At 64.0% G+C, this 21,291-nt stretch carries 19 protein-coding genes and 1 tRNA gene; 6 read left to right on the top strand and 14 right to left on the bottom strand.

What is annotated here, in order from left to right; genetic code table 11:
- Positions 1 to 65: 65 nt before the first annotated feature.
- The gene (locus tag MESAU_RS02135) at positions 66 to 380 is read right to left on the bottom strand and encodes a hypothetical protein (RefSeq protein WP_015314398.1); all 315 of its coding nucleotides are present in this window, start codon (positions 378 to 380) and stop codon (positions 66 to 68) included.
- Between the two features lie 177 nt (positions 381 to 557).
- On the opposite strand from MESAU_RS02135, the gene MESAU_RS02130 reads away from it, so the two are divergent.
- Genes MESAU_RS02130 through MESAU_RS02120 form a run of 3 tightly spaced genes read left to right on the top strand, consistent with a single transcriptional unit; the run spans position 558 to position 3,851 of the window.
- A complete protein-coding gene (locus tag MESAU_RS02130) occupies positions 558 to 1,022 on the top strand; it encodes a MarR family winged helix-turn-helix transcriptional regulator (RefSeq protein WP_015314397.1) in 465 nt (154 codons plus the stop codon).
- Complete coding sequence (locus MESAU_RS02125) at positions 1,015 to 2,307, top strand: HlyD family secretion protein (RefSeq protein WP_015314396.1); 1,293 nt, start codon at positions 1,015 to 1,017, stop codon at positions 2,305 to 2,307. Before MESAU_RS02130 ends, MESAU_RS02125 begins: the two co-directional genes overlap by 8 nt.
- Entirely contained in the window at positions 2,304 to 3,851 is a 1,548-nt protein-coding gene (locus MESAU_RS02120; RefSeq protein WP_015314395.1) for a DHA2 family efflux MFS transporter permease subunit, read from the top strand. Before MESAU_RS02125 ends, MESAU_RS02120 begins: the two co-directional genes overlap by 4 nt.
- Before the next feature lie 207 nt (positions 3,852 to 4,058).
- On the opposite strand, the gene MESAU_RS02115 is transcribed toward MESAU_RS02120, so the two are convergent.
- The 6 genes from MESAU_RS02115 to rpmH all read right to left on the bottom strand — a co-directional run bounded on the left by MESAU_RS02115 (position 4,059) and on the right by rpmH (position 9,869).
- Complete coding sequence (locus MESAU_RS02115) at positions 4,059 to 4,619, bottom strand: fasciclin domain-containing protein (RefSeq protein WP_015314394.1); 561 nt, start codon at positions 4,617 to 4,619, stop codon at positions 4,059 to 4,061.
- 213 nt (positions 4,620 to 4,832) lie between these two features.
- Complete coding sequence (locus tag MESAU_RS02110; protein ID WP_015314393.1) at positions 4,833 to 6,803, bottom strand: protein-L-isoaspartate(D-aspartate) O-methyltransferase; 1,971 nt, start codon at positions 6,801 to 6,803, stop codon at positions 4,833 to 4,835.
- Positions 6,804 to 6,938: 135 nt separating this feature from the next.
- Positions 6,939 to 7,157 (bottom strand): hypothetical protein, encoded by a 219-nt coding sequence (locus MESAU_RS02105; RefSeq protein WP_015314392.1) that lies wholly within the window; start codon positions 7,155 to 7,157, stop codon positions 6,939 to 6,941.
- A 374-nt stretch (positions 7,158 to 7,531) separates the two neighbouring features.
- On the bottom strand, positions 7,532 to 9,352 hold the full coding sequence (yidC, locus tag MESAU_RS02100; RefSeq protein ID WP_015314391.1) for a membrane protein insertase YidC: 1,821 nt from the start codon (positions 9,350 to 9,352) through the stop codon (positions 7,532 to 7,534).
- 14 nt (positions 9,353 to 9,366) lie between these two features.
- Positions 9,367 to 9,720, bottom strand: coding sequence for a ribonuclease P protein component (gene rnpA / locus MESAU_RS02095; RefSeq protein WP_015314390.1), 354 nt, complete (start codon positions 9,718 to 9,720; stop codon positions 9,367 to 9,369).
- A gap of 14 nt (positions 9,721 to 9,734) precedes the next feature.
- The gene (rpmH, locus tag MESAU_RS02090) at positions 9,735 to 9,869 is read right to left on the bottom strand and encodes a 50S ribosomal protein L34 (RefSeq protein WP_008833937.1); all 135 of its coding nucleotides are present in this window, start codon (positions 9,867 to 9,869) and stop codon (positions 9,735 to 9,737) included.
- Positions 9,870 to 10,146: 277 nt separating this feature from the next.
- Between rpmH and MESAU_RS02085 the strand changes: the two genes are divergently transcribed.
- Entirely contained in the window at positions 10,147 to 11,634 is a 1,488-nt protein-coding gene (locus tag MESAU_RS02085; RefSeq protein ID WP_015314389.1) for an ATP-binding protein, read from the top strand.
- A gap of 258 nt (positions 11,635 to 11,892) precedes the next feature.
- A tRNA-Arg gene (locus tag MESAU_RS02080) sits at positions 11,893 to 11,969 on the top strand.
- A 77-nt stretch (positions 11,970 to 12,046) separates the two neighbouring features.
- Here MESAU_RS02080 and MESAU_RS02075 read toward each other — a convergent pair.
- The 5 genes from MESAU_RS02075 to MESAU_RS02055 all read right to left on the bottom strand — a co-directional run bounded on the left by MESAU_RS02075 (position 12,047) and on the right by MESAU_RS02055 (position 17,023).
- The gene (locus MESAU_RS02075; protein WP_015314388.1) at positions 12,047 to 13,705 is read right to left on the bottom strand and encodes an FAD-binding dehydrogenase; all 1,659 of its coding nucleotides are present in this window, start codon (positions 13,703 to 13,705) and stop codon (positions 12,047 to 12,049) included.
- Between the two features lie 39 nt (positions 13,706 to 13,744).
- Positions 13,745 to 14,731: a Gfo/Idh/MocA family protein gene (locus MESAU_RS02070; protein ID WP_015314387.1), complete on the bottom strand. Its 987-nt coding sequence runs from the start codon at positions 14,729 to 14,731 to the stop codon at positions 13,745 to 13,747.
- Positions 14,732 to 14,855: 124 nt separating this feature from the next.
- Positions 14,856 to 15,431 (bottom strand): YceI family protein, encoded by a 576-nt coding sequence (locus MESAU_RS02065; RefSeq protein WP_015314386.1) that lies wholly within the window; start codon positions 15,429 to 15,431, stop codon positions 14,856 to 14,858.
- Positions 15,432 to 15,500: 69 nt separating this feature from the next.
- A complete protein-coding gene (locus MESAU_RS02060; protein ID WP_015314385.1) occupies positions 15,501 to 16,073 on the bottom strand; it encodes a cytochrome b in 573 nt (190 codons plus the stop codon).
- Between the two features lie 59 nt (positions 16,074 to 16,132).
- Complete coding sequence (locus MESAU_RS02055) at positions 16,133 to 17,023, bottom strand: LysR family transcriptional regulator (RefSeq protein WP_015314384.1); 891 nt, start codon at positions 17,021 to 17,023, stop codon at positions 16,133 to 16,135.
- A 96-nt stretch (positions 17,024 to 17,119) separates the two neighbouring features.
- On the opposite strand from MESAU_RS02055, the gene MESAU_RS02050 reads away from it, so the two are divergent.
- A complete protein-coding gene (locus tag MESAU_RS02050; RefSeq protein WP_015314383.1) occupies positions 17,120 to 18,115 on the top strand; it encodes an aldo/keto reductase in 996 nt (331 codons plus the stop codon).
- Positions 18,116 to 18,225: 110 nt separating this feature from the next.
- Here MESAU_RS02050 and MESAU_RS02045 read toward each other — a convergent pair whose 3' ends face one another.
- Positions 18,226 to 18,828, bottom strand: a complete 603-nt coding sequence (locus tag MESAU_RS02045) for a nucleotidyltransferase family protein (RefSeq protein WP_015314382.1) — start codon at positions 18,826 to 18,828, stop codon at positions 18,226 to 18,228.
- 38 nt (positions 18,829 to 18,866) lie between these two features.
- Positions 18,867 to 21,275 carry a phenylalanine--tRNA ligase subunit beta gene (gene pheT / locus MESAU_RS02040; RefSeq protein ID WP_015314381.1) on the bottom strand — a complete coding sequence of 803 codons (2,409 nt, stop codon included), beginning with the start codon at positions 21,273 to 21,275 and terminating at the stop codon, positions 18,867 to 18,869.
- Positions 21,276 to 21,291 lie beyond the last annotated feature (16 nt).

Here is a 21,291-nt window from a genome sequence, read left to right as displayed (position 1 = left end):
AAAATAACGTGATCCGCCCTATAGCACCAATCGGCTGACGAGCGAGCCTTCCTTGCTCGCCATGCTCATTTGTCGCCGCGGCAGATCACGATCGGATTGGACAGCGCGCTGTCGAACCCACTGCCCTGATACACCTGCACGTTCGACGCTCCGGGCGGCAGCATGAAGCTGCCTTCGACGACTTTTTGATCGCCCGCCATCGTGTGTAGATCCCAGCTAAACGTGCAGAACTGCGGCGGCGCCTTGGATTCGACGTGGCTGCAATTGAGCTGTGCGCCGCCCAGCATGGCGGCGCCGCCACAACTGACCGCATCCTTGGCAGCCGCAGCGCCGGGGCACCCAACGAGAGCCGTGACGGCCGCGATCCCAATCCAATTCATCGCCAAAATCCTTGCCGGCAAATCCACATCGCCAGGCGGCCTTCGCGGTGCCGTGGCCCATGCGTTTTTTCCTGCCCGACGCTTAATCGGTCTTGCGCGGGGCGTCCAGCAGGATTATGTGCATGATGATAATAAGCATGCTCACGAAAAGTTGCCTGTCGACCCCGATCTCCCGCCATGCCATCTTCCCCCAATATCAGCTTCGTGCTGCACGACGTTGCGCGCCTGCTTCGCAAGCGGTTCGAGCAGCGGTCGCGCGCTTCGGGGCTGACCCGCGCCCAGTGGCAGGTGCTGGCGTACCTTTCGCTGCATGAAGGCATCCACCAGAACAAGCTCGCCGACCTTATCGAGATCGTGCCGATCACGCTCGCCCGGCTGCTCGACAAGATGGAGGCGCGCGGCCTCATTGAGCGCCGGCCCGATCCCGCCGACCGGAGGGCGTGGCTGCTTTACCTGAAGCCGCAGGCCCGTCCGCTGCTCGAGATCATGCGCGGCAACGGCCAGAAAAGTCGAGACGAGGCCTTCGCCGGCCTTTCGCCTGAAACACAGCAGCGTCTGCTGCAAACCCTAAGCTTGATCAAATCCAATCTGCTCGCGGCTTGCACCCAGCCGGCCGTCGACCGGGAGAAAATACATGGCTGAATCAACATACCCCAAAAAGCCCGCCGGAGACGAGACGCCAGCGGGTCGGACAGACCAGATCATCCGGCTCGACAATGAGCGGGAGCAGCGGCGAGCCAACGTCGTCATCGACAATGACGAGCTGGAAGCGCCGGTTGCCCTGGAGCCTGCGGCACTCGAGGCTCCGGCCAAGGAGCCGCAGCCACGGCAGACCCCCGCCGCCGTCGCCCCTCCTGTTCCGGCCAAACCGAAGCGCAGCCTGACACGGCCGGTCCTTTTTGCCCTGCTTCCGGTCGCGCTCGTCGTCGGTGGCTATTACTATGTCACCGGCGGCCAGCTGATGACGACCGACAATGCCTATATCCAGGCCCAGTCGCTCGGCGTCTCCACCGACGTCTCCGGCACGGTGCAGGAGATCGACGTGCATGAGAACCAGGCCGTGAAGAAGGGCGACGTGCTGTTTCGCCTGCGTCCGGCCTCCTTCGAGACCGCTCTCGCCGCCGCCCAGGCCCAGCTCGGCACCGTGCGCAACCAGGTGCTAACCCTGGAGGCGAGCTACCAGCAGTCGCTCTCGCAGATCGAGCAGGCGCAAGCCGACATCCCCTATTATGAGGCCGCCTTCCAGCGGCAGCAGGATCTGCTCAAGACCTCCACCGCCTCGAAGGCGTCTTTCGACAGCGCCCAGCACGACCTCGTCGCCGCGCGCCAGAAAGTGTCCGTCGCCAAGGCGCAGGCGCAGGCCACGCTGGCCCAGCTCGGCGGCGACGCCAACCAGCCGGTGGAGAAGAACCCCTTCTACCTGCAGGCCAAGTCGGGCGTCGACGATGCGCAGCGCAACCTCGGCGATTCCGTGGTCAAGGCGCCGTTCGACGGCATCGTCACCAATGTCGACGCACTGCAGGTCGGCAAGTACCTGCCGGCTTCGCAGCCGGCGTTCAGCCTGGTCTCGTCGACCGACCTGTGGATCGCGGCCGAGCCGAAGGAAACCGAGCTGACCTATGTCAGGCCGGGGCAGACGGCGACGATCAGCGTCGACACCTATCCGGGCGCCGTGTGGCACGGCACCGTTGCCTCGATCAGCCCCGCCTCCTCGTCAAGCTTCTCGCTGCTGCCGGCGCAGAACACCACCGGCAACTGGGTCAAGGTCGTGCAGCGCATCCCGATGCGCGTGACGATCGATGGTATCGGGGGCAAGCCGCCGTTGCGCGGCGGCATGAGCGCGGTGGTCGACGTCGAGACGGGCCATGCACGCGGCCTACCGGACTTCGTCACCAATCTCATCGGCCTGTTCGGACAAAAGTCATGACCAGCGCGTCCGCGACAGCTGCCACGCCGGTGGTCGCCAATCGCGGCGCCATCACTGCCTGCGTGATCCTGGCCGTCATCATGCAGGCGCTGGACACCACCATCGCCAATGTCGCGCTGCCTTACATCCAGGGCAGCGTCTCGGCCAGCGCCGACCAGATCAACTGGGTTCTGACCTCCTACATCGTGGCGGCGGCGGTGATGACGCCGCCTTCGGGCTACCTCGCCAACCGCTTCGGCCGCAAGCGCATCCTCCTGACCTCGATCACCGGCTTCGTCGTCGCCTCGGTGCTGTGCGGCTTCGCGCAATCGCTGCCGCAAATCGTCGGCTTCCGCCTGCTGCAGGGCCTGTTCGGCGCGGCTCTGGTGCCGCTCTCGCAGAGTATCCTGCTCGATATCTACAGTGTGGAAGAGCGCGGCTCCGCGATGGCGCTGTTCGGCATTTCGGTGATGGTCGGGCCGGTGCTGGGCCCTGTCATCGGCGGCTGGCTGACCGAAAATGTCAGCTGGCGCTGGGTGTTCTACATCAACGTGCCGATCGGCGCCTTGGCCTTCGCCGGCGTGTCGCTGTACGTCCTGGAAACCAAGCTGGACTTCAAGGCGAGGCTGGATTGGCTGGGTTTCGGCATGCTCAGCATCACCATCGCCGCCTTGCAGATGTTTCTCGATCGCGGCGAGCAGCTCAACTGGTTCTCGTCATCCGAGATCATCGTCGAGGCGGTGATCTGCGCATCGGCCTTCTACATCTTCCTCGTCCACACCTTCACCGGCCGCAACACCTTCGTCAATCCGAGGCTGTTCCTGGACCGGAATTTCGCCGTCGGCATGATCTTCATCTTCATCATCGGCATCACCTACTTGGCCTCGCTGGCGCTGATGACGCCCTATCTGCAGACGCTGATGGGCTACCCCGTGGTGACGGCCGGCATCATCATGGGGCCGCGCGGGCTTGGCACGATGGCCTGCATGTTCCTGGTCGGCCGGCTGATCGGCAAGGTCGACACGCGCTGGCTGCTGCTCATCGGCCTGCTGATCACCGCCTGGGCGATGTACGATATGACCGGCTGGACGCCCGACGTTTCGCAATGGACCATCATCTCCACCGGGTTCATCCAGGGGGCGGGGCTCGGCTTCCTGTTCGTGCCGCTGACCACCATAACCTTCGCCACGCTGGCGCCGGAGCGGCGCGCGGAAGGCACCGGCCTCTACAATCTGTCGCGCAACATCGGCTCCAGCGTCGGCATATCGGTGGTCACCGCGCTCCTGATGCAGAATGTGCAGATCAACCACGCCAGCATCGCCACCTATGTGACGCCCTTCAACCAGGCGTTCAACGATCCGGCGATCTTCCAGGCGATGAACCCCTACACCGCCGCCGGTCGCGCCGCGCTCGACGGCGTGGTGACGCTGCAGGCGACCGTTATCAGCTACATGAACGACTTCAAGCTGATGATGCTCCTGTCGCTGGCCGCCATCCCGCTGGTGCTCCTGCTGCGCAAACCGGGAACGCCGGCCAAGATCGACCACAGCGCTGTCATGGAATGAGGCGGTGGAAGCGGTCGGAAGTTGAGCGTCGCTGACGCCCATTCGCCCTCACAGGACGCAAAAAGAAACCGGGGTCCTGTGAGGGACGACAGGACCCCGGCCTCGCCGATACGGCTTCCCAAGAAACATGGCACCTCGTCACGGGGCGGGGATGGCGGACCGAGAAAGCCCCAACGGCCTGCCAACGCCCCCTTTCGCCGGACGCCGTTACTTCGGCAACAGCACCTTGTTGACGACGTGAATGACGCCGTTCGACTGGTTGACGTCTGCGATCGTCACCTTCGCCTCGCCGCCGGACTCGTCCATGATGTAGAGCTTGCCTTTCTTGATCTCGGCGGTGAGCGTGTCGCCCGAGACGGTCTTCATCTCGTATTTGCCGCCCATCGCCTTGGCCTTCTTCATCATCTCGGCGCCTGAAATCTTGCCAGCCACGACATGTGCGGTCAGCACCTTGGTGAGCTTGTCCTTGTTCTCGGGCTTGAGCAGCGTATCGACGGTGCCGTCCGGCAGTGCCGCGAAAGCCTCGTTGGTCGGGGCAAACACGGTGAACGGACCCGCGCTTTGCAACGTGTCGACCAGGCCGGCGGCCTTGACGGCGGCGACCAGCGTCGTGTGATCCTTCGACTTGACCGCGTTCTGCACGATGTTCTTGGTGGCGTACATCGGCGCGCCGCCGACATTCGGGTTCTTGGCGTGGGCTGGGGCGGCAATCGCCATGCCGGCGACAAGGGCTGATACGGCGATGGTCCTGAATGTGGGCAAGCGCATGTGGTCTTCCTCCGGGTGAGGGCTGATCGGAATTGATAGCCTTTGGAAACGCACAGGCAGTCACGCCGCGCGAGTGCTCGCAGTTTCGCCGATCACGGGAACGTGAACGGAGCCCTGCCCAAAGAAAATATCTGGACGAACCAGGCTTTTTCGACAGGCCGCGCGATTGCGGACAGGCCGACCCGTCAGGCACTGGAAGTAAGTCCCGGACATTCAGATGCCGAAGGGAAATGTATCCGGTACCTTGCCGATGCTGTCGGTCGGCTTGCTGAGCGGCGTGACCGCGGACGTTCGATCGAACCAGACAAAGGCATCGAACTGGCGGGAGACGGACGAGTCCATGTAATGGCTGAGCCGTTCAGTCTCAGGCCTGTAGATAACGCCGATATAGCGTTCCGGCCTCGGCGCCGCCAGGTCGGCGCCGAGCTCGCCATGGCGCTCAAAATCCAGCAGGAACGACGGTTTGCCGCTCTCGTGACACAGCCGCTCGAAGCTGCCCGGCAGCGACGGATTTAGGTCCTTTACCTCCATCTCACGGTCCCAATCCGAGGCACAGGCGACAGTACCGGTATCCGTCCCGAAGCCGATCAGCGCCGCCTGGGCACCGAAGCGCTCCCGGCAGAGCTGGCCGATGTTCAACTCGTCACGGACAGTGCCCATGTCGGTATGCCGCGCGTCCCCGATATGCGAGTTATGCGCCCACACCACGGCCTTCGACTTCGGTCCATGCGCTTCGAGAAGTTGATCGAGCGTTTCAAACATGTGCCGATCGCGGAGGTTCCAGGTCTCGGCGCCACCATAATACATCACGCGGTAGTAGCGCTCGGCCGATGCGACCAGACGTGCACTCTGCTTGGCGTCGAGGAGATCGCCGTCGCCCTCCATCATGGATCGCTCGAACAGATCCATGCACTGTCGCACAACGGCCTCTTCGCAGGTTCTGTAGCCCGGCCGCAGCGCCGCGCGTCCGTAGGTGCTGGGCTCGTTCTGCCAGGGCATCAGACAGCCATAGCGCTCGCGCGCGACGGCGGCCGCTTCGGGATCGACCTTGTCCAGATAGGCAAGCACCGTGGCGATCGAGCCGCTCATATTGTAGAGATCGAGCCCATAAAAGCCTGCTTTCCGCGCATGACCGGGCACATCCCGGTTGTATTCATGCAGCCAGCCGATGAATTCGGACACCTCGGCGTTGCGCCACATCCAGGTCGGGAAGCGCTGGAAGAGCGGCTGCGCATCCGACCGCCGCTCCCCTCCGCGAACATACCGGTTGATCTGCGCCGCATCCGGCCAATCCGCCTCGACGGCCACGATGGTGAAGCCGTGTCGCTGGAGGAGGCGTCGGGTGACAGCCGCACGGGCACGATAAAATTCCGAAGTGCCGTGGCTCGCCTCCCCGAGCAGGACGACGCGCCGGCTGCCGAACCGATCGAACATCGCGCCGAAGGCCGGATCGTCGATCTGCGGCAAATCTTCGGCCGCCCTTGCAATTTGCCGCGGCAATGGAGGAGCGCGCGCCTCGCGCACCGATGCGTTTTCGTCGTGTCCGCCGTGCTCGCCGATCAGCGGCACGAACATGACACCACCGAGGTCCTCCTCCTCGAACTTGTTTGCAGCGATCCGCGTGACGCGAACGAGCCGCTGGGAGTAGAGGTCTTCACCGACCGGGATGATCAGCCTGCCGCCGATCTCCAACTGCTCCTGCAAGCCGAGGGGGATGGACGTTCCGGCGGCCGCGACGACGATGGCGTCAAACGGCGCCTTTTCCTGCCAGCCTTTTGTGCCGTCGCCGACCCGGACCTCGATATTTCGATACCCGGTGGCATTGAGCCGCCGCTCCGCCTGCTGCGCGAGCGATCGATGCCGCTCTATGGTGAAGACGTGTTCAGCAAGTTCGGCCAGCACGGCCGCCGCGTAGCCCGAGCCGGTGCCGATTTCCAGCACGCGATCGGTCGCCTCGATCTCGGCGATCTCCGCCATTTTCGCCACGATGAAGGGTTGCGAGATCGTCTGTCCGCTGCCGATCGGCAGCGGGCTGTCCTCATAGGCGAATTCCTCTAAACCCTCGTCGACGAATTGCTCTCGCGCAACCCGGCGTACCGCATTCAGAACCCGCCTGTCATGCACTCCACGGCGCGCGATGTGCGCCTCCACCATCCGATGCCTGGCGTACTCGAAATCCAGCATGAGAGCCTCCAATCAGGCGATTGATCGGATCGACGTGATGTCATCTGAAGAGCGAAGGCGTTTCGGTGGCATTCGCTCTCCCGGCTCCGGCAGACCATCCGGTCTTCCTCGGCAGCCCACGTCGATCGCGCAGGCTTATTGGTTGGTTCGCCCGGTCTGCCGGGGATTGACGCCGCCTTGCGGCGTGGTGTCGTTATCGACATCTCCCTTGAAAGTGTTCTCGCCGTCCAGTTCCTCGTCCTCGTCGAGAAGATTGCCTCCCTTGATCGTGCCCCTGGAGGCGCCGATTCCGGGATTCTGCTTCAAATCCTTGTTGGTGGGCTTGGCCGTCTTTGGGTGAATGTTGCTGCTCATCGGAATGCCTCTCTGCAAGTTGCATGTGATGAGGTCGATCCGCTGCACTGCCTTGAATTTGGATGGGCGCGCCGACCTGATCCTCTCACGCGGGAGCTTAGGAAGCCTTTTGCGCGAACTCTTGAACGCAGGATAAGTTCCATGCGGAACAATCCGGCAGCGGCGAGGGCCGGCTGATTTGCCGGCAATGACGGAGACCAGGAATTGCCGACTCGGTGCCTGTTTTATCGCGTGCCGGACCACCGCATCGCTGAAACTAAAAGGCTGGGCCCTGTAGAACACAGGACCCAGCCGTCAAATCTGTTTGCTTGCCGAGACCGTCCAACTTTATGGCTCAGTCGCTGGGGCGGGCTCTCTTGCCAAAGAGGCGCCGGCTATTCCGCCGGTGACGGTTTCTTGCGGAACAGCGCCACCAGATTGTCCCACAGCTCGATCTTGGCGCCCTGGCGCTTCATGATCACGCCCTGCTGCAGGATCGACAGCGTGTTGTTCCAGGCCCAGTAGATGACGAGACCGGCCGGGAAGCCCGCCATCATGAAGGTGAAGATGACCGGCATCCAGGTGAAGATCGCGGCTTGCGTCGGGTCCGGCGGCGTCGGGTTCATGCGCATCTGCAGGAACATGGTGACGCCCATGATCAGCGGCCACACACCGATCATCAGCATATGCGGCAGCGTGACCGGAACCAGCCCGAACAGGTTGAAGATCGAGGTCGGATCGGGCGCGGCCAGATCCTGGATCCAGCCGAAGAACGGCGCGTGCCGCATCTCGATGGTGATGTAGAGCACCTTGTAGAGGGAGAAGAAGACCGGGATCTGCAGCGCCACCGGCCAGCAGCCGGCGAGCGGATTGATCTTCTCGGTCTTGTACAGCTCCATCATCGCCTGCTGCTGCTTCATCTTGTCGTCCGCGTATTTCTCGCGGATCTCGAGCATCTTGGGCTGCACCTTCTTCATGTTCGCCATCGACGCGTATGACTTGTTGGCGAGCGGGAAGAAAATGGCTTTCACGATGACCGTGGTGGCCAGGATCGCCAGCCCGAAATTGCCGAGGAACTTGTAGAGCGTGTCGATCAGCCAGAACATCGGCTTGGTGATGAAGTGGAACCAGCCCCAGTCGATCAAAAGGTCGAACCGCTTGATATGGCGCTCTTCGGCATAGGCGTTGATCTTGCCGACTTCCTTGGCGCCGGCGAAGATTTCGGTCTCGACGGTCGCCGACTGGCCGGCCTCGACATTGATCGGGTCGGTCAGGAAGTCGGACTGGTAACGGTGGCGGCCATCCTCGAAATACGCATAGCGCGGCTGGAACGGCTGCTTCTCGGTCGGCACCAGCGTGACGGCCCAATATTTGTCGGTGATGCCGAGCCAGCCGTCGGTCGACTTGCCAGGCTGGTACTGCTTGTCCTTCTCGACCGAGGCGTATTTGTGTTCCTGCAGGCCTTCCGTGCCGGTGAAGCCGATGAGGCCTTCATGCAGCACATAGGTGCTGGCGACGGCTGGCTTGTCGTAGCGCGTGACACGGCCATAGTTGAACAGCGAAACCGCGCTCGAGCCTGAATTCTGCACCGTGTCCGACACGGTGAACATGTAGTTTGCGTCGACGGAGAAGGTGCGCTTGAAGGTCAGGCCCTTGTCATTGGTGTAGGTGAGCGTCACCGGCGTCGACGGGGTCAGCGTCGGATTGCCGTCCACGCTCCACACCGTCTCCGCACCCGGCACCGCGCCGGTCTTGTCGTTGCCGACAAAGCCGATCTCGGCGAAATAGCCGGTGGGCAGCGCCTGCGGGTTGAGCAGCTCGATCTCGGGCGAATTCTTGTCGACCGTCTCGGTGTAGTGCTTGAGCTTGAGGTCGTCGAGCCGCGCGCCGGTCAAATTGATCGAGCCCTCGAGGCTCGGCGTGTCGATCTTGACGCGCTTGGATGCCGCCAGCGCCTGATCGCGGCCGGCCACGGTGACCACGTCACCACCGGGCGCGTTGGGAATGGCGCCCGGGGTGGTCGCGCCTGGGGCCGGTGTCGATGCGCCCGGATTGGCCGCATCGGCCGCCTTCTTCTGTTCCTCGACGCGCTGCTGCTCGATCTTGGCGGCCTCGCGCTGCGCCTCGCTGCGCGGCAGCACGTAGAAGTACTGCCATACCGCCAGGATCAGCACCGACAGGGCGATGGTGATGAAGAAGTTCCGGTTGTTTTCCATCGAGAGCCCTTGGCCTATCGTGTTCCGCGAAGTCGGCGGGAGAGTTCGGCCTTCAACTGGCCGAAAGGGGCGCGCAGCGCATCATCGCGCCCGACGATGACATAATCATTGCCGGGCACCATGTCATCTGCGGCATGGACGCGGACGGCTTCTTTCAGCCGGCGCCTGACGCGGTTGCGCACAACGGCGTTGCCGACCTTCTTGGTGACGGTGTAGCCGACGCGCGGCACCCCGCCATCGCCGCGGTCGAGGACCTCGACGAGGAAAAACCGTCCGCGTCGCTTTTCACCACGACGGACGGCCAGGAATTCCGCGCGTTTCAGAAGCCGCTCGGGATTTTGCCCCACTGGCTTGCCGGTTGCGGGCAACGATCTCGTCTCGCTTAGGCGCTGAGCCGCTTGCGGCCGCGGTTGCGGCGAGCTGCGACGACGCCACGGCCACCCTTGGTGGCCATGCGGGCACGGAAGCCGTGCCGGCGTTTGCGGACGAGTTTGGACGGTTGGTAGGTACGCTTCATTTGTTTTAATACCGCGGGGTGCGGCCCTTCTTGATTCTGTCACTTTGTAACAGGAGCTTTGCCGGGCCGGTTTTGGCGCGATCGAAACCGCGCCGGGACGAATGGCCCGAGCGTGAGCGGGCTTATAGAAAGAAGGGTTTTGGAAGTCAATCCGGCGTCGGCGCCCTAAAGACGCACCTGTTTTGGAGCATCTATTTTTCCGACCAATGGAGAAATTGGCAAAAAAGCCGTAATCGCCTAATCTTGGCTGATCAAGTGATTGTGAAGATCGAGTCGCATGAGCGAAGCCAGCCAAGCAGGCGAAGGGACCGGACCGGCGTCAGCCGCTGTCCGCACGGTACCGCTGTCGCGTGGTCTGTCGACGAAGCTGCTGCTGCTCACCATCGTTTTCGTGCTGCTGGCCGAAGTGCTCATCTTCCTGCCCTGGATCGCCAGCTACCGGCTGAGCTGGCTCAAGGAGAGGCTGAGCACGGCCGCAGCCGTGTCGATCGTGCTGGTGCAGGGCGAGTCGACCTCGCTGTCGCGTACGGCCCAGAATGACGTGCTGATGGCGATCGGCGCCAAGGCGATCGCGGTGCGCGACGGCGGCGTGTCGCGGCTTCTGGTGGTGGCCGACATGCCGCCGCAGGTCGACGAACACATCGATCTCGCCAGCGTCGGCATGGTCAAGGGCATGACCGGCGCGCTGGATACGCTTTTTTTCGGCGGCGACAGGATGCTGCGCGTCTTCGGGCCGGTCGGCGACAGCGACAAGGAGTTCGAGCTGATCATGCCGGACTATTCGCTCCGCAAGGCCATGCTCATCTATTCGCGCAACGTCGCTTTCGTCTCGCTATTGATCTCGCTGTTCACGGCCATGCTGGTCTATGCCGCGATCGACCTGATCATGATCGGGCCGATCCGTACCATGACGCGCTCGATGCTCTCCTTCTCGGAAGCTCCCGACGACCCTGGACGGATCATCCGCCCCGCTGCTCGTTCCGACGAGATCGGAGTGGCCGAGCGCGAACTGTCGCAGATGCAGGAGCGGCTGCAAAAGATGCTGGCCGAGCAGAAGCATCTGGCCGACCTCGGTCTCGCCGTGTCGAAGATCAACCACGACATGCGCAACATCCTGGCCTCCGCCCAGCTGATGTCGGACCGCCTTCGCCTGGTCAAGGATCCGACCGTGCAGGCCTTTGCGCCGAAGCTTCTGCGCGCGCTCGACCGCGCCGTCTCCTATTCGGAGGGCGTGCTTCATTACGGCCGCACGCAGGAGCCGCCGCCGTCGCGCCGCAGGGTGAGGCTGCGCCAACTGGTCGAGGACGTGCACGGCCTGCTCGACATCGAGCAGGGCATCGAGTTCATCAACGCGGTCGAGATGGCTTTCGAGGTGGATGCCGATTCCGACCAGCTCTTCCGGGTGCTCACCAATCTTTGCCGCAACTCGGTGCAGGCGATGGCGGCCGATACCGAAAGCGCCGTGGTGCGGCGGCTGGCGGTCTCGGCCGAGCGCATGGGCAGCGTCAGCCGCATCGCCGTCACCGACACCGGCCCTGGCCTGCCGCCCAAGGCGCGCGAAAACCTGTTCGCGGCCTTCCGCGGCTCGGCGCGCAGCGGCGGCACCGGCCTTGGCCTGGCGATCGCGCATGAACTGATCAGGGCGCATGGCGGCACGGTGGAATTGGTCGAATCGATCGGCGGGCGCACCACATTCGCCGTCACCATCCCCGACCAGCCGGTGCGGCTCGACCAGGCCCGTGGCAGCCTGCGCCGCCCAGCCTGACGGCTTCCGTCCCGTTTCCCGAGATTACCACCTTGCGGACCCGTCGCTCTCTCCAACAGTTCCCGATCGCCAGGATCAGGCCAGTCACAGCGGCTCGAAGTGCCGGGATGAGCGCCGGCATCGCCGCATGACAGGCTTGCGACAAAACTTTTGCCGGATCGGCTTGCTTTTCGCGAATTCAGTCGTTAGGGAACTGCACACATTCGCGGCCGGTCTTTCGGACCGGATCGCGGGGCCGTCGAAAACATGGCCTGATGCGCGCCCGTAGCTCAGCTGGATAGAGCACCAGACTACGAATCTGGGGGTCAGGAGTTCGAATCTCTTCGGGCGCGCCAAATCTCCTAAGCCGCGGTTTATTGGGTGCACGGTCGATGGCAGCGGCTCAGCCAAGTGCCGGCAACACGCCGCTGTCTCACCCCACCGAACGTGCCGCCGCCCGGCCGGCGCTGCGGCCCGAGAAGATACAGCCGCCCAGGAATGTGCCCTCAAGCGCCGCGTAGCCATGCACGCCGCCGCCGCCGAAGCCCGCCACTTCACCGACCGCATAGAGGCCCGGCACCGGCTGGCCGCCGGCATCGAGCACGCGGCTGTCGAGATCGGTCTGCAGGCCGCCCAGCGTCTTGCGGGTCAGGATGTTGAGGCGCACCGCGATCAGCGGTCCGTTCGCCGGGTCGAGCATCTTGTGCGGCTTTGCCGTGCGGATCAGGCGGTCGCCGAGATAGGCGCGCGCGCCGCGCAGCGCGGTCACCTGCATGTCCTTGGAGAACGGATTGTCGAGTTGCATGTCGCGGGCGCGGATCTCGCGCTCGACCGTTGCGACGTCAAGCAGCGGTTCGCCGCCGGCCAGCGCGTTCATGCGCGCGACCAGTTTCGAAAGATTGGCCTCGACGATGAAGTCCTCGCCCTTTTCCATGAACGCCTTGACCGGGCCGGGAATGCCCGACGTGGCGCGACCGAGCACCTGGCGCCAGCTTTTTCCCGTCAGGTCGGGGTTCTGCTCCGAGCCCGACAGCGCGAATTCCTTCTGGATGATCTTTTTCGTCAGGATGAACCAGGAATAGTCGAAGCCGGTGCTCATGATATGGCTAAGCGTGCCCAGCGTGTCGAAGCCGGGATAGAGTGGCACTGGCAGGCGTTTTCCCCGGGCATCGAGCCACAGCGAGGATGGGCCGGGCAGGATGCGGATCGCATGGTCTGTCCAGATCGGCGCCCAGTTCTTGATGCCCTCGACATAGTGCCACATGCGGTCGCGGTTGATGACCCTGCCGCCGGCCTGTTCCGATATGGCCAGCATGCGGCCGTCGACGTGGTCCGGCACGCCGGTGATCATGCGCTGCGGCGCGTTGCCCAGCCGCGTGGGCCAGTTTTCCCGCACCAGCCGATGGTTGGCGCCAATGCCGCCGGAGGCGACGATCACCGCCTGCGCTTGCAATGCGAAATCGCCTGATACGTCGCGCGGGCTCTTGTGGCCGCGCTCGACAGGGCTCGGTTGCAGGATGTCGCCCTGTACGCCGGTCACGGCTGCACCCGTCCGCGTCAGGGCATTGACCCGGTGACGAAACCTGAAGTCGATCAATCCCCGCTTTTGCGCCTCGCGCACGCGCAGCACGAAAGGTTCGAGCACGCCGGGACCGGTGCCCCAGGTGATGTGGAAGCGAGGCACCGAATTGCCGTGGCCGATGGCGTTGCCGCCGCCGCGCTCGGCCCAGCCGACGACAGGAAAGAATTTCAGCCCGCGCTCGATCAGCCAGGAGCGTTTCTCGCTGGCGGCGAAGCCGACATAGGCCTCGGCCCATTTGCGTGGCCAGTGGTCTTCCGGCCGGTCGAAGGCGGCGGTGCCCATCCAGTCCTCGAGCGCCAGGTCATGGGAGTCGCGGATGCGCATGCGCCGCTGCTCCTGTGAATCGACGAGGAAAAGCCCGCCGAAGGACCAGAACGCCTGGCCGCCCAGCGATTGCTCCGGCTCCTGGTCGACGATGATGATTTTCTTGCCCGCTTCCGCAAGCTCGGCGGCGGCGACCAGTCCGGCAAGGCCGGCGCCGACAATGATCACATCCGCGTCGTCAGCCATTTTTCCTCCCCAGGATTAGCCGGCTATGTAATATGGGTTTCAGACGGTCTCCCAGCCGCCTGTGTCGCCGGCGCGGAAGATGGCGTCGATGACTTTCTGGTTGAGCACGGATTCTTCCAGCGTGAAGACGCGCTCCTTGCCGCCAAGAGCTGCCCGCGCGAAGGTCTCGACCTCGAGCCTGTATTGCTGCGTGCCGGGGAAGCGGAACACCTGCGCCTCGGTGTGGTTCTGGTTGTGCAGTTCGACGCGGTGATGGTCGTAGAGCCCGGCATTGAAGGGCGAGAACAGTTCGATGAAACCCTTCTCGCCGTGGAACACCATCATCTGCCGCGCCGCCATCTGCGTCGACAGGTAGAAAGACAGCTCGAAATCGCCGAAATCGGCGCGGATCGATGAATAGATGTCGGTGCCGAATGTCTTGTCGCGCTCGATCGTCGCCTGTACGCGCAGCGGCTCCTTGCCGGTCGAGAAGCGTGTCGACACGGTCGGGTAGACGCCGATGTCGGGCAGCGCGCCGCCGCCGAGATCGAGCTTGTTGCGCATGTTGTTGGGGTCGACATTGTAGTAGGAAAACGCGCCCTGCACATGGCGCAGCCGGCCGATGGCGCCGCTGGCGATGAGATCACGCACCTTGATCCACTGCGGGTGGTAGATAACCATGAAGGCTTCGCAGACCAGCACCTTCTTCTGGTCGCGCACCTTGATCAGCGGCGCGATGTCCTTGGCATCGAGTGCCAGCGGCTTTTCGACCAGCACATGCTTGCCCGCTTCGATGGCTTTTGCAGTCCATTCGACATGTTGCGAGGTCGGTAACGGGATGTAGACGCCATCGACCTCGTTGGAAGCGAGCAACTCCTCATAGGAGCCGAAGGCATGGCGCGCGCCAAAGCGGTCGCCCAATGCCTTGGCCTTCGCTAGGTCGCGGCTGGCGATCGCCGACAGCACGCCGTTCTCCGCTTCGACGATTGCCGGCAACAGCTGCTCGCGGCCGATCTTGGCCGTCGACAACACACCCCATCGGAACATCACGCTTCTCCCTATAGACTACAGGCAAGGAGGTTTGCCTGAAATCGCTGGAAAAGCCAATGCAGGTCGCTAGGTTCCTCGCCCCACGAAAGCGGGCAAGGAACCCAGGCACCTCAGCCGCGCGCTAGCCCCTTTTCCCGGTCAGCGTCATGTCGAAATCGACGACGTTGGAATAGAGCGGCGTGCCGACATCCATGCCGTAGCGCGAGCGCAGCACCTTGCCGGTGACATGGAATTTGATCGTCCCGCCCTTCAACCCGTCGAGCTCGGCGGTGAATTTTTCCGGAAACGTCTTGCCGCGCGCCGTCAGCCTGCCGGTGACAAGGGCCGACGTGTCGCCGGTGCGGGTCACGCTGGTCGAGCGGAACTGGATTTCGGGACTGTTGGCCGCGTCGAACACCGCGTCGGAGCGCAGGAACGCATCGATGCGGCCTTGGCCGGTGCCCACGCTTTCGGGATAGATGGTCAGGTCTACCTTCGAACGGCCGACATCATTGTTGTCGATGCGGATCATGCCCTTGAAACGGGCAAAGGCGCCGTCGAACCCGCCGCCGCCGGCCTTGCCGATGGTGAAGCGGATCGCGGAGCCAGTTTGGCTGATCGTATAGCTGCCGGCGGCATCGCCGAGCACGACCGCCGCATAAACAGGCATGGCTAGGCAGGCGGCGGCAGCCGCCAATCCGAGGATTCGCGCACGCATTGGGTTGTTCCTTGTTAGGAGGAAGCGCTCTCTGGCGTCCTCACCCCACAAACGAGACCAAGGCGCGTTCTATTCCCCGGCTGACGAAGGCGTGATCATACGCGTGAGCACCCCGTCGCGAAGCAGGAAATGATGGCGCAGGGCCGCCGCGACATGCAGGGCGACAAGCGCCGCGCCGGCATAGGCGAGATACCAGTGTGCCGACGTCCAAAAGCTTTCGGCGGCATCGGATTCGGCGAGCGGCAGGTTCGGCATGACGAACAGGTTGAACGGCATGCTGGGAATCTCCAGCGTCGAGACCGACACCAGTGCCCAGCCTGACAGGGGCAGGGCGACCTGGAAGGCATAGAGCGCCAGATGCGCCAGCGGCGCCGAGCGGCGCTCCAGGGCGCCGACAGAAGGCGGCAAGGGCGGTGCCGCATTGCCGAGCCGCCAGGCTATACGCAGGATGATGAGCCCCAGCAGCAGGAAGCCCAGGGATTTGTGCAGCTGGATCAATTCGAAGGCCGTGCGTTGGCTCGGGGTCCTGACCATGACGAAGCCGAGCATGAACTGGCCGATGAAGATAATCCCGATCAGCCAGTGGAGGACGATGGTTGCCCATCCATAGCGGGTCGCGGTGTTGGTGATTGAAGCCTGCATGCGAGGCGAACGTTGGCGCGGCCAGCTTTCTTCCCCTTGCCGACGAGGAGGAGAGTTGCCTACCCACCCACCTTGAAGAAATCGACGAAAGCCCTCAGCGCCGGCCGCATCTGGCGGCGGCTCGGGTAATAGACGAAGAATCCTTGGAAGGGTGGGCACCAGTCCTCCAGCACGCGGATCAGCCGTCCGTCGGCGAGCGGCGCGCGGACATAGTCCTCGAAAACGAAGGCGAGCCCGGCGCCGTCGACCGCGGCCTGGGCGATCAGATGGTCCTCGTCGAGGATCAGCGGCCCTTGCACCGCCATCTCGACCTCCTCGCCGTCCTTTTCGAATTCCCAGCGGTAGAGGATGCCGCTGGAGAAGCGGAAGCGGATGCAGCGATGCTCGGCGAGGTCGCGCGGGTGGCGCGGCCGGGGCATGGCCTCGAAATAGGATGGTGCGCCCACCACCGCGCCACGAATGTCCGGCCCGATGCGCACCGCGATCATGTCGCGCTGCAGGCTCTCGCCGAGCCTGACACCAGCATCGAAACCGCCTGCCACCACGTCGGTGAAGCGATCCTCGATGATGATCTCCAGCACGATGTCGGGATAGGCCGATGCAAAGGCGCTGAGCCGTGGCGTCAGCACCAGATGCGCTGACGTGCGCGGCACGCTGAGCCGCAAGTTCCCGGCGGGCCGGTCGCGCGCCTCGACGGCCGTCTCCAGCGCCAGGTCGATCTCGGAAAGCGCCGGCCGCAATCGCTCCAGCAATTGTGCGCCTTCCTCGGTCGGAGCGACACTGCGTGTGCTGCGCGCCAAAAGGCGCACGCCAAGCCGTGCCTCCAGGCTGGAGACCGCGTGGCTCACCGCGGAGGGAGCTATCGCCAGTTCCCTGGCCGCGCCGCGAAAACTGCCGCATTGGGCAACGGTTGCCAGCACCGCGAGCTGTGAGAGATGTGCCCGATTCATTGATCTATTTCATGGAACGACCCGTACGAAGAAGAGCCGATTATCGAACGTGCTGCAAGGCGTTATTTCCTAGGCATCACAACAAGGAGATGCGTGATGAAAACCCGCAAGCTAGGAACTGAACTCGAAGTCTATCCGGTCGGCCTCGGTTGCATGGGCATGAGCTTTGCCTATGGCGGCCAGCCGGAAGCCGAGGCGATCGCCACCTTGCACCGCGCCGTCGAGATAGGTGTCAACTTCTTCGACACGGCCGAGGTCTACGGCCCCTACGAGAACGAGATCCTGCTGGGCAAAGCGCTGAAATCGGTTCGCGATAAGGTGACGATCGCGACCAAATTCGGCTTCAAGATCCTGGAGGAAGGCACCGGCATGGATCGCATGGCCGGTGTCGACAGCCGTCCCGAGCACGTCAAGGCCGTCGCCGAGGCGTCGCTGAAGCGGCTCGGCACCGATGTCATCGACCTCTACTACCAGCACCGCGTCGACCCGGACGTGCCGATCGAGGATACGGTCGGCGCCATGGCCGAGCTGGTGCGCGAGGGCAAGGTGCGGGCGCTTGGCCTGTCGGAGGCAAGTGCCGCCACCATCCGCCGGGCACACGCAGTGCACCCGATATCAGCAGTGCAGAGCGAATACTCGCTGTGGAGCCGCGACCCGGAAGACGAGACATTCGCCGTCTGCCGCGAGTTGGGCATTGGCTTCGTGCCCTACAGCCCGCTCGGCCGCGGCCTGCTCACCGGCACCATCGCGAGGCCGGAGACCCTGAGCGACGACGATTGGCGCCGCACCTTGCCGCGCTTCCAGGCCGACGCCATGGAAGCCAATGCCAAGGTGATCGCCACGCTGGAAAGGATAGCGGTGGAGAAGGGCGTCACCTCGGCGCAGCTGGCGCTGGCCTGGGTGCTGCACCAGGGCGACTTCATCGTGCCGATCCCGGGTGCGCGAAAAATCCGCCACTTGGAGCAGAATACGGCCGCGGCTGACATCGTGCTCAGCGCGGCAGAGGTCGCGGCGATCGGCGATGCGCTGTCGCCCGACAAGGTTATGGGCAAGCGCTATACGGAGGAGTTGCTCGCGCTGGTGAATGGGTGAAGGTGGAAAAGGGCGCGCCCTTTTATGCAGCGAATTAAAGGGCGTTGGCGCGAGGCACCCCCCTCTGTGACAGAGGGGGGTGCCTCGCGCCAACCTGAAACTCTGTTAGCTCACCACGGCACCACCGTAATCTCCGGCCAATACGCCCGCGCTCGCGCGCCCTTCTCCTCATGCGTCTTCCGGTTATCCATCAGCCGGCTGGGCGTAATTCGAAACGAAAAAAGGTCGTCGAGCCCGAACGGCGCCACGAGGTCCAGCTGCCCGTCGGCGTCGTAGCGCACCCCGACCGCATGCGTCTTCGAGGCAAAATAGCTGACGGATTGGCTGGCACTCGTATAGCGCGGGCACGGCTGCCCGAACTTTTGCGGATACCACAGATGCACGCGCGCCTGGTTGCGTACTTCCACCGGCAGTGGCAGTCCTTCGAAATGCCTGGCGGCCCGTTGGATCACCGCGTCTTCGGCCTCGTAGGACAGGTCGGAGTCGTCGAAATAAAACAGGTCGACATCCCTGATGCCGTAGCCCGATGGCTTGCCGGTCAGGTGGTTCCAGACGCTGTTGTAAAGCGCGCCGGAAACCACCAGCCAATCCGGCAGCGCAAGCGCGCGCACCCTCGCCAGCGTTTCGGCAAGCAGCGGGTCAGCCGCGACGATGTCGAGAAAAGCCGTACGCTGTTTCTCGAAGGAGAGCCCAGAATAGCGCAGATGGTCCATCGCCCCTTGGAGAGCGATTCGCCATCCGCTCGCAAGTCTCAGCCGCGCAGCACGCCGCCCGTCTGCTTGCCGACATTCTCGACGATGCGCTTGGCCAGCGCCTCGAAATCCTCGTCGGTCAACGTCTTCTCGACCGGCTGGATCGAGACTTCGATGGCGATCGACTTCTTGCCTTCGCCCAGCGACGCACCTTCGAACACGTCGAAGACCGAGACAGCCGTGATCAGCTTCTTGTCGGCGGCAAGCGCGGCACGTACCAGCGTGCCGGCCTCGACCGCTTTGTCGACGACGAAGGCGAAGTCGCGCTTCACCGCCTGGAAAGCGGACAGGTCCAGCCTGGGCTTGGTCTTGGTCGGCTTGGCCTTCGGTTCGGGCACGGCGTCGACGAACACCTCGAAGCCGCAGAGCGGCCCCGAGACATCGAGCCCTTCCAGCGTCTTCGGATGGAACTCGCCGAACGTGCCGAGCACGGTCTTCGGGCCGAGCTTGATCGTTCCGGAACGGCCGGGATGGTACCAGGCGGGTCCGCCGGCCTCGATCTGCAGCCGGTCGACCGGCGCGCCACAGGCTTCAAGCGCGGCGATCGCGTCCGCCTTGGCGTCGAACACGCCGACCGGGCCCGAATTGCCGGCCCAGTTGCGGCCGGAGCCGTCGAGCTTGGCCGTGCCGCGGCGCACGCCGGCGGCGACGCGCCGCTGCTGGTCGGCGCCGTCGCCCTCATAGGTGCCCGAGACCTCGAACAGCGCCACGTCGCCGATGCCCTTGTCGGCGTTGCGCTGCGCGGCCGAAATCAGCCCCGGCAGCAGCGAGGGCCGCATGTCGGACATGTCGGCGGCGATTGGGTTGGCAAGCTTCAGCGCCGTCTGGCCGCCGCCGAACAGTTCGGCGTGTTTGGCCGGGATGAACGACCAGGTAACGGCCTCCATCATGCCGCGCACCGCAAGCGAACGCTTCGCGGCACGGGTGCGGATCTGCAGCGTGGTCAGGATCTTGCCGTTGACCACGTCATGCGCGCCGAGCGGCTGCGGCGCGATATTGTCGACGCCATGGATTCGCATGACCTCCTCGACCAGATCGGCCTTGCCGTCGACATGGGGCCGCCAGGACGGCACGGTCACGTCGACGACGTCGCCCGATCCCTGCGCGTGGAAGCCGAGACGCGACAGGATGTTGAGGCTCTCCGCCTTTGGCACCTCGATACCGGTCAGCCGTTTCACTTCCGACAGCGGAAGCGACACGATCTTCGGCTGATGCCCGGCATAGCCGGCCACCTCGGCCTCGGTCGGCGTGCCGCCGCAGAAATCGATCACCAGCTTGGTCGCCAGTTCGATGCCCGGCACCATGAATTCAGGGTCGACACCGCGCTCGAAACGGTAGCGCGCGTCGGTGATGATGCCGAGCGTGCGGCCGGTGCGGGCCGTGGTGATCGGGTCCCAAAGAGCGGATTCGATCAGCACGTCCGTCGTGTTCTCGTCACAGCCGGAGTGTTCGCCACCCATGATGCCGGCAATGGACTCGACGCCATTGTCGTCCGCGATCACGCACATCTCCGGCGTCAGCGTGTATTCGCGCCCGTCGAGCGCCTGCACCTTTTCGCCATTCTTGGCGCGGCGCACCATTAGGTTGCCGGCGACCTTGGCGGCATCGAAGACATGCAGCGGCCGTCCGCGATCGAAGGTGACGTAATTGGTGATGTCGACCAGCGCGCTGATCGGCCTCAGCCCAATGGCGATCAGCCGCTGCTGCAGCCATTTCGGCGAGGGCCCGTTCTTGACATCCTTGACCAGCCTGAGTGCGAAGCCGGGGCAAAGCTCCGGCGCTTCGATCGTCACCTTCACCGGGCACATGCCGTTGCCGACATGCGGCATGATCGCCCCGCCGACAAGGCGGCCAAGCCCGCTCGCCGCCAGATCCCGGGCGATGCCGTAGACGCTGGTGGCGTCGGGCCGGTTCGGCGTCAGATTGATCTCGATGACCGGATCGTCGAGATGCGCATAGGACGCAAAGCTGGTGCCGACCGGCGCATCCTCGGGCAGGTCGATGATGCCATTATGCTCGTCGGACAGTTCCAGTTCGCGCTCCGAACACATCATGCCATGGCTTTCGACGCCACGGATCTTGCCGACCGTCAGCGTCACGTCGATGCCGGGCACATAGGTGCCGGGCGCGGCGAAGGCGCCGATCAGGCCGGCGCGGGCGTTCGGCGCGCCGCAGACGACCTGCACCGGCGGCTTGCCGTCGCCGGTATCGACGGTCAGCACCCGCAGCCGGTCGGCGTCGGGATGCTGCACCGCCGTCAGCACCTTGGCGATGACGAAGGGTTTCAACTCCGCCTTATCGTCGACATGCTCGACCTCGAGGCCGATCGAGGTCAGCCGCTCGACGATTTCGGCCAGCGTGGCGTCGGTTTCAAGGTGATCCTTGAGCCAGGAGAGGGTGAATTTCATTGGGCTGTTCCGTGGT

Source organism: Mesorhizobium australicum WSM2073 (genome assembly GCF_000230995.2).
Lineage (GTDB): Bacteria > Pseudomonadota > Alphaproteobacteria > Rhizobiales > Rhizobiaceae > Mesorhizobium > Mesorhizobium australicum.
This window is presented reverse-complemented; position numbering and strand designations above follow the sequence as displayed.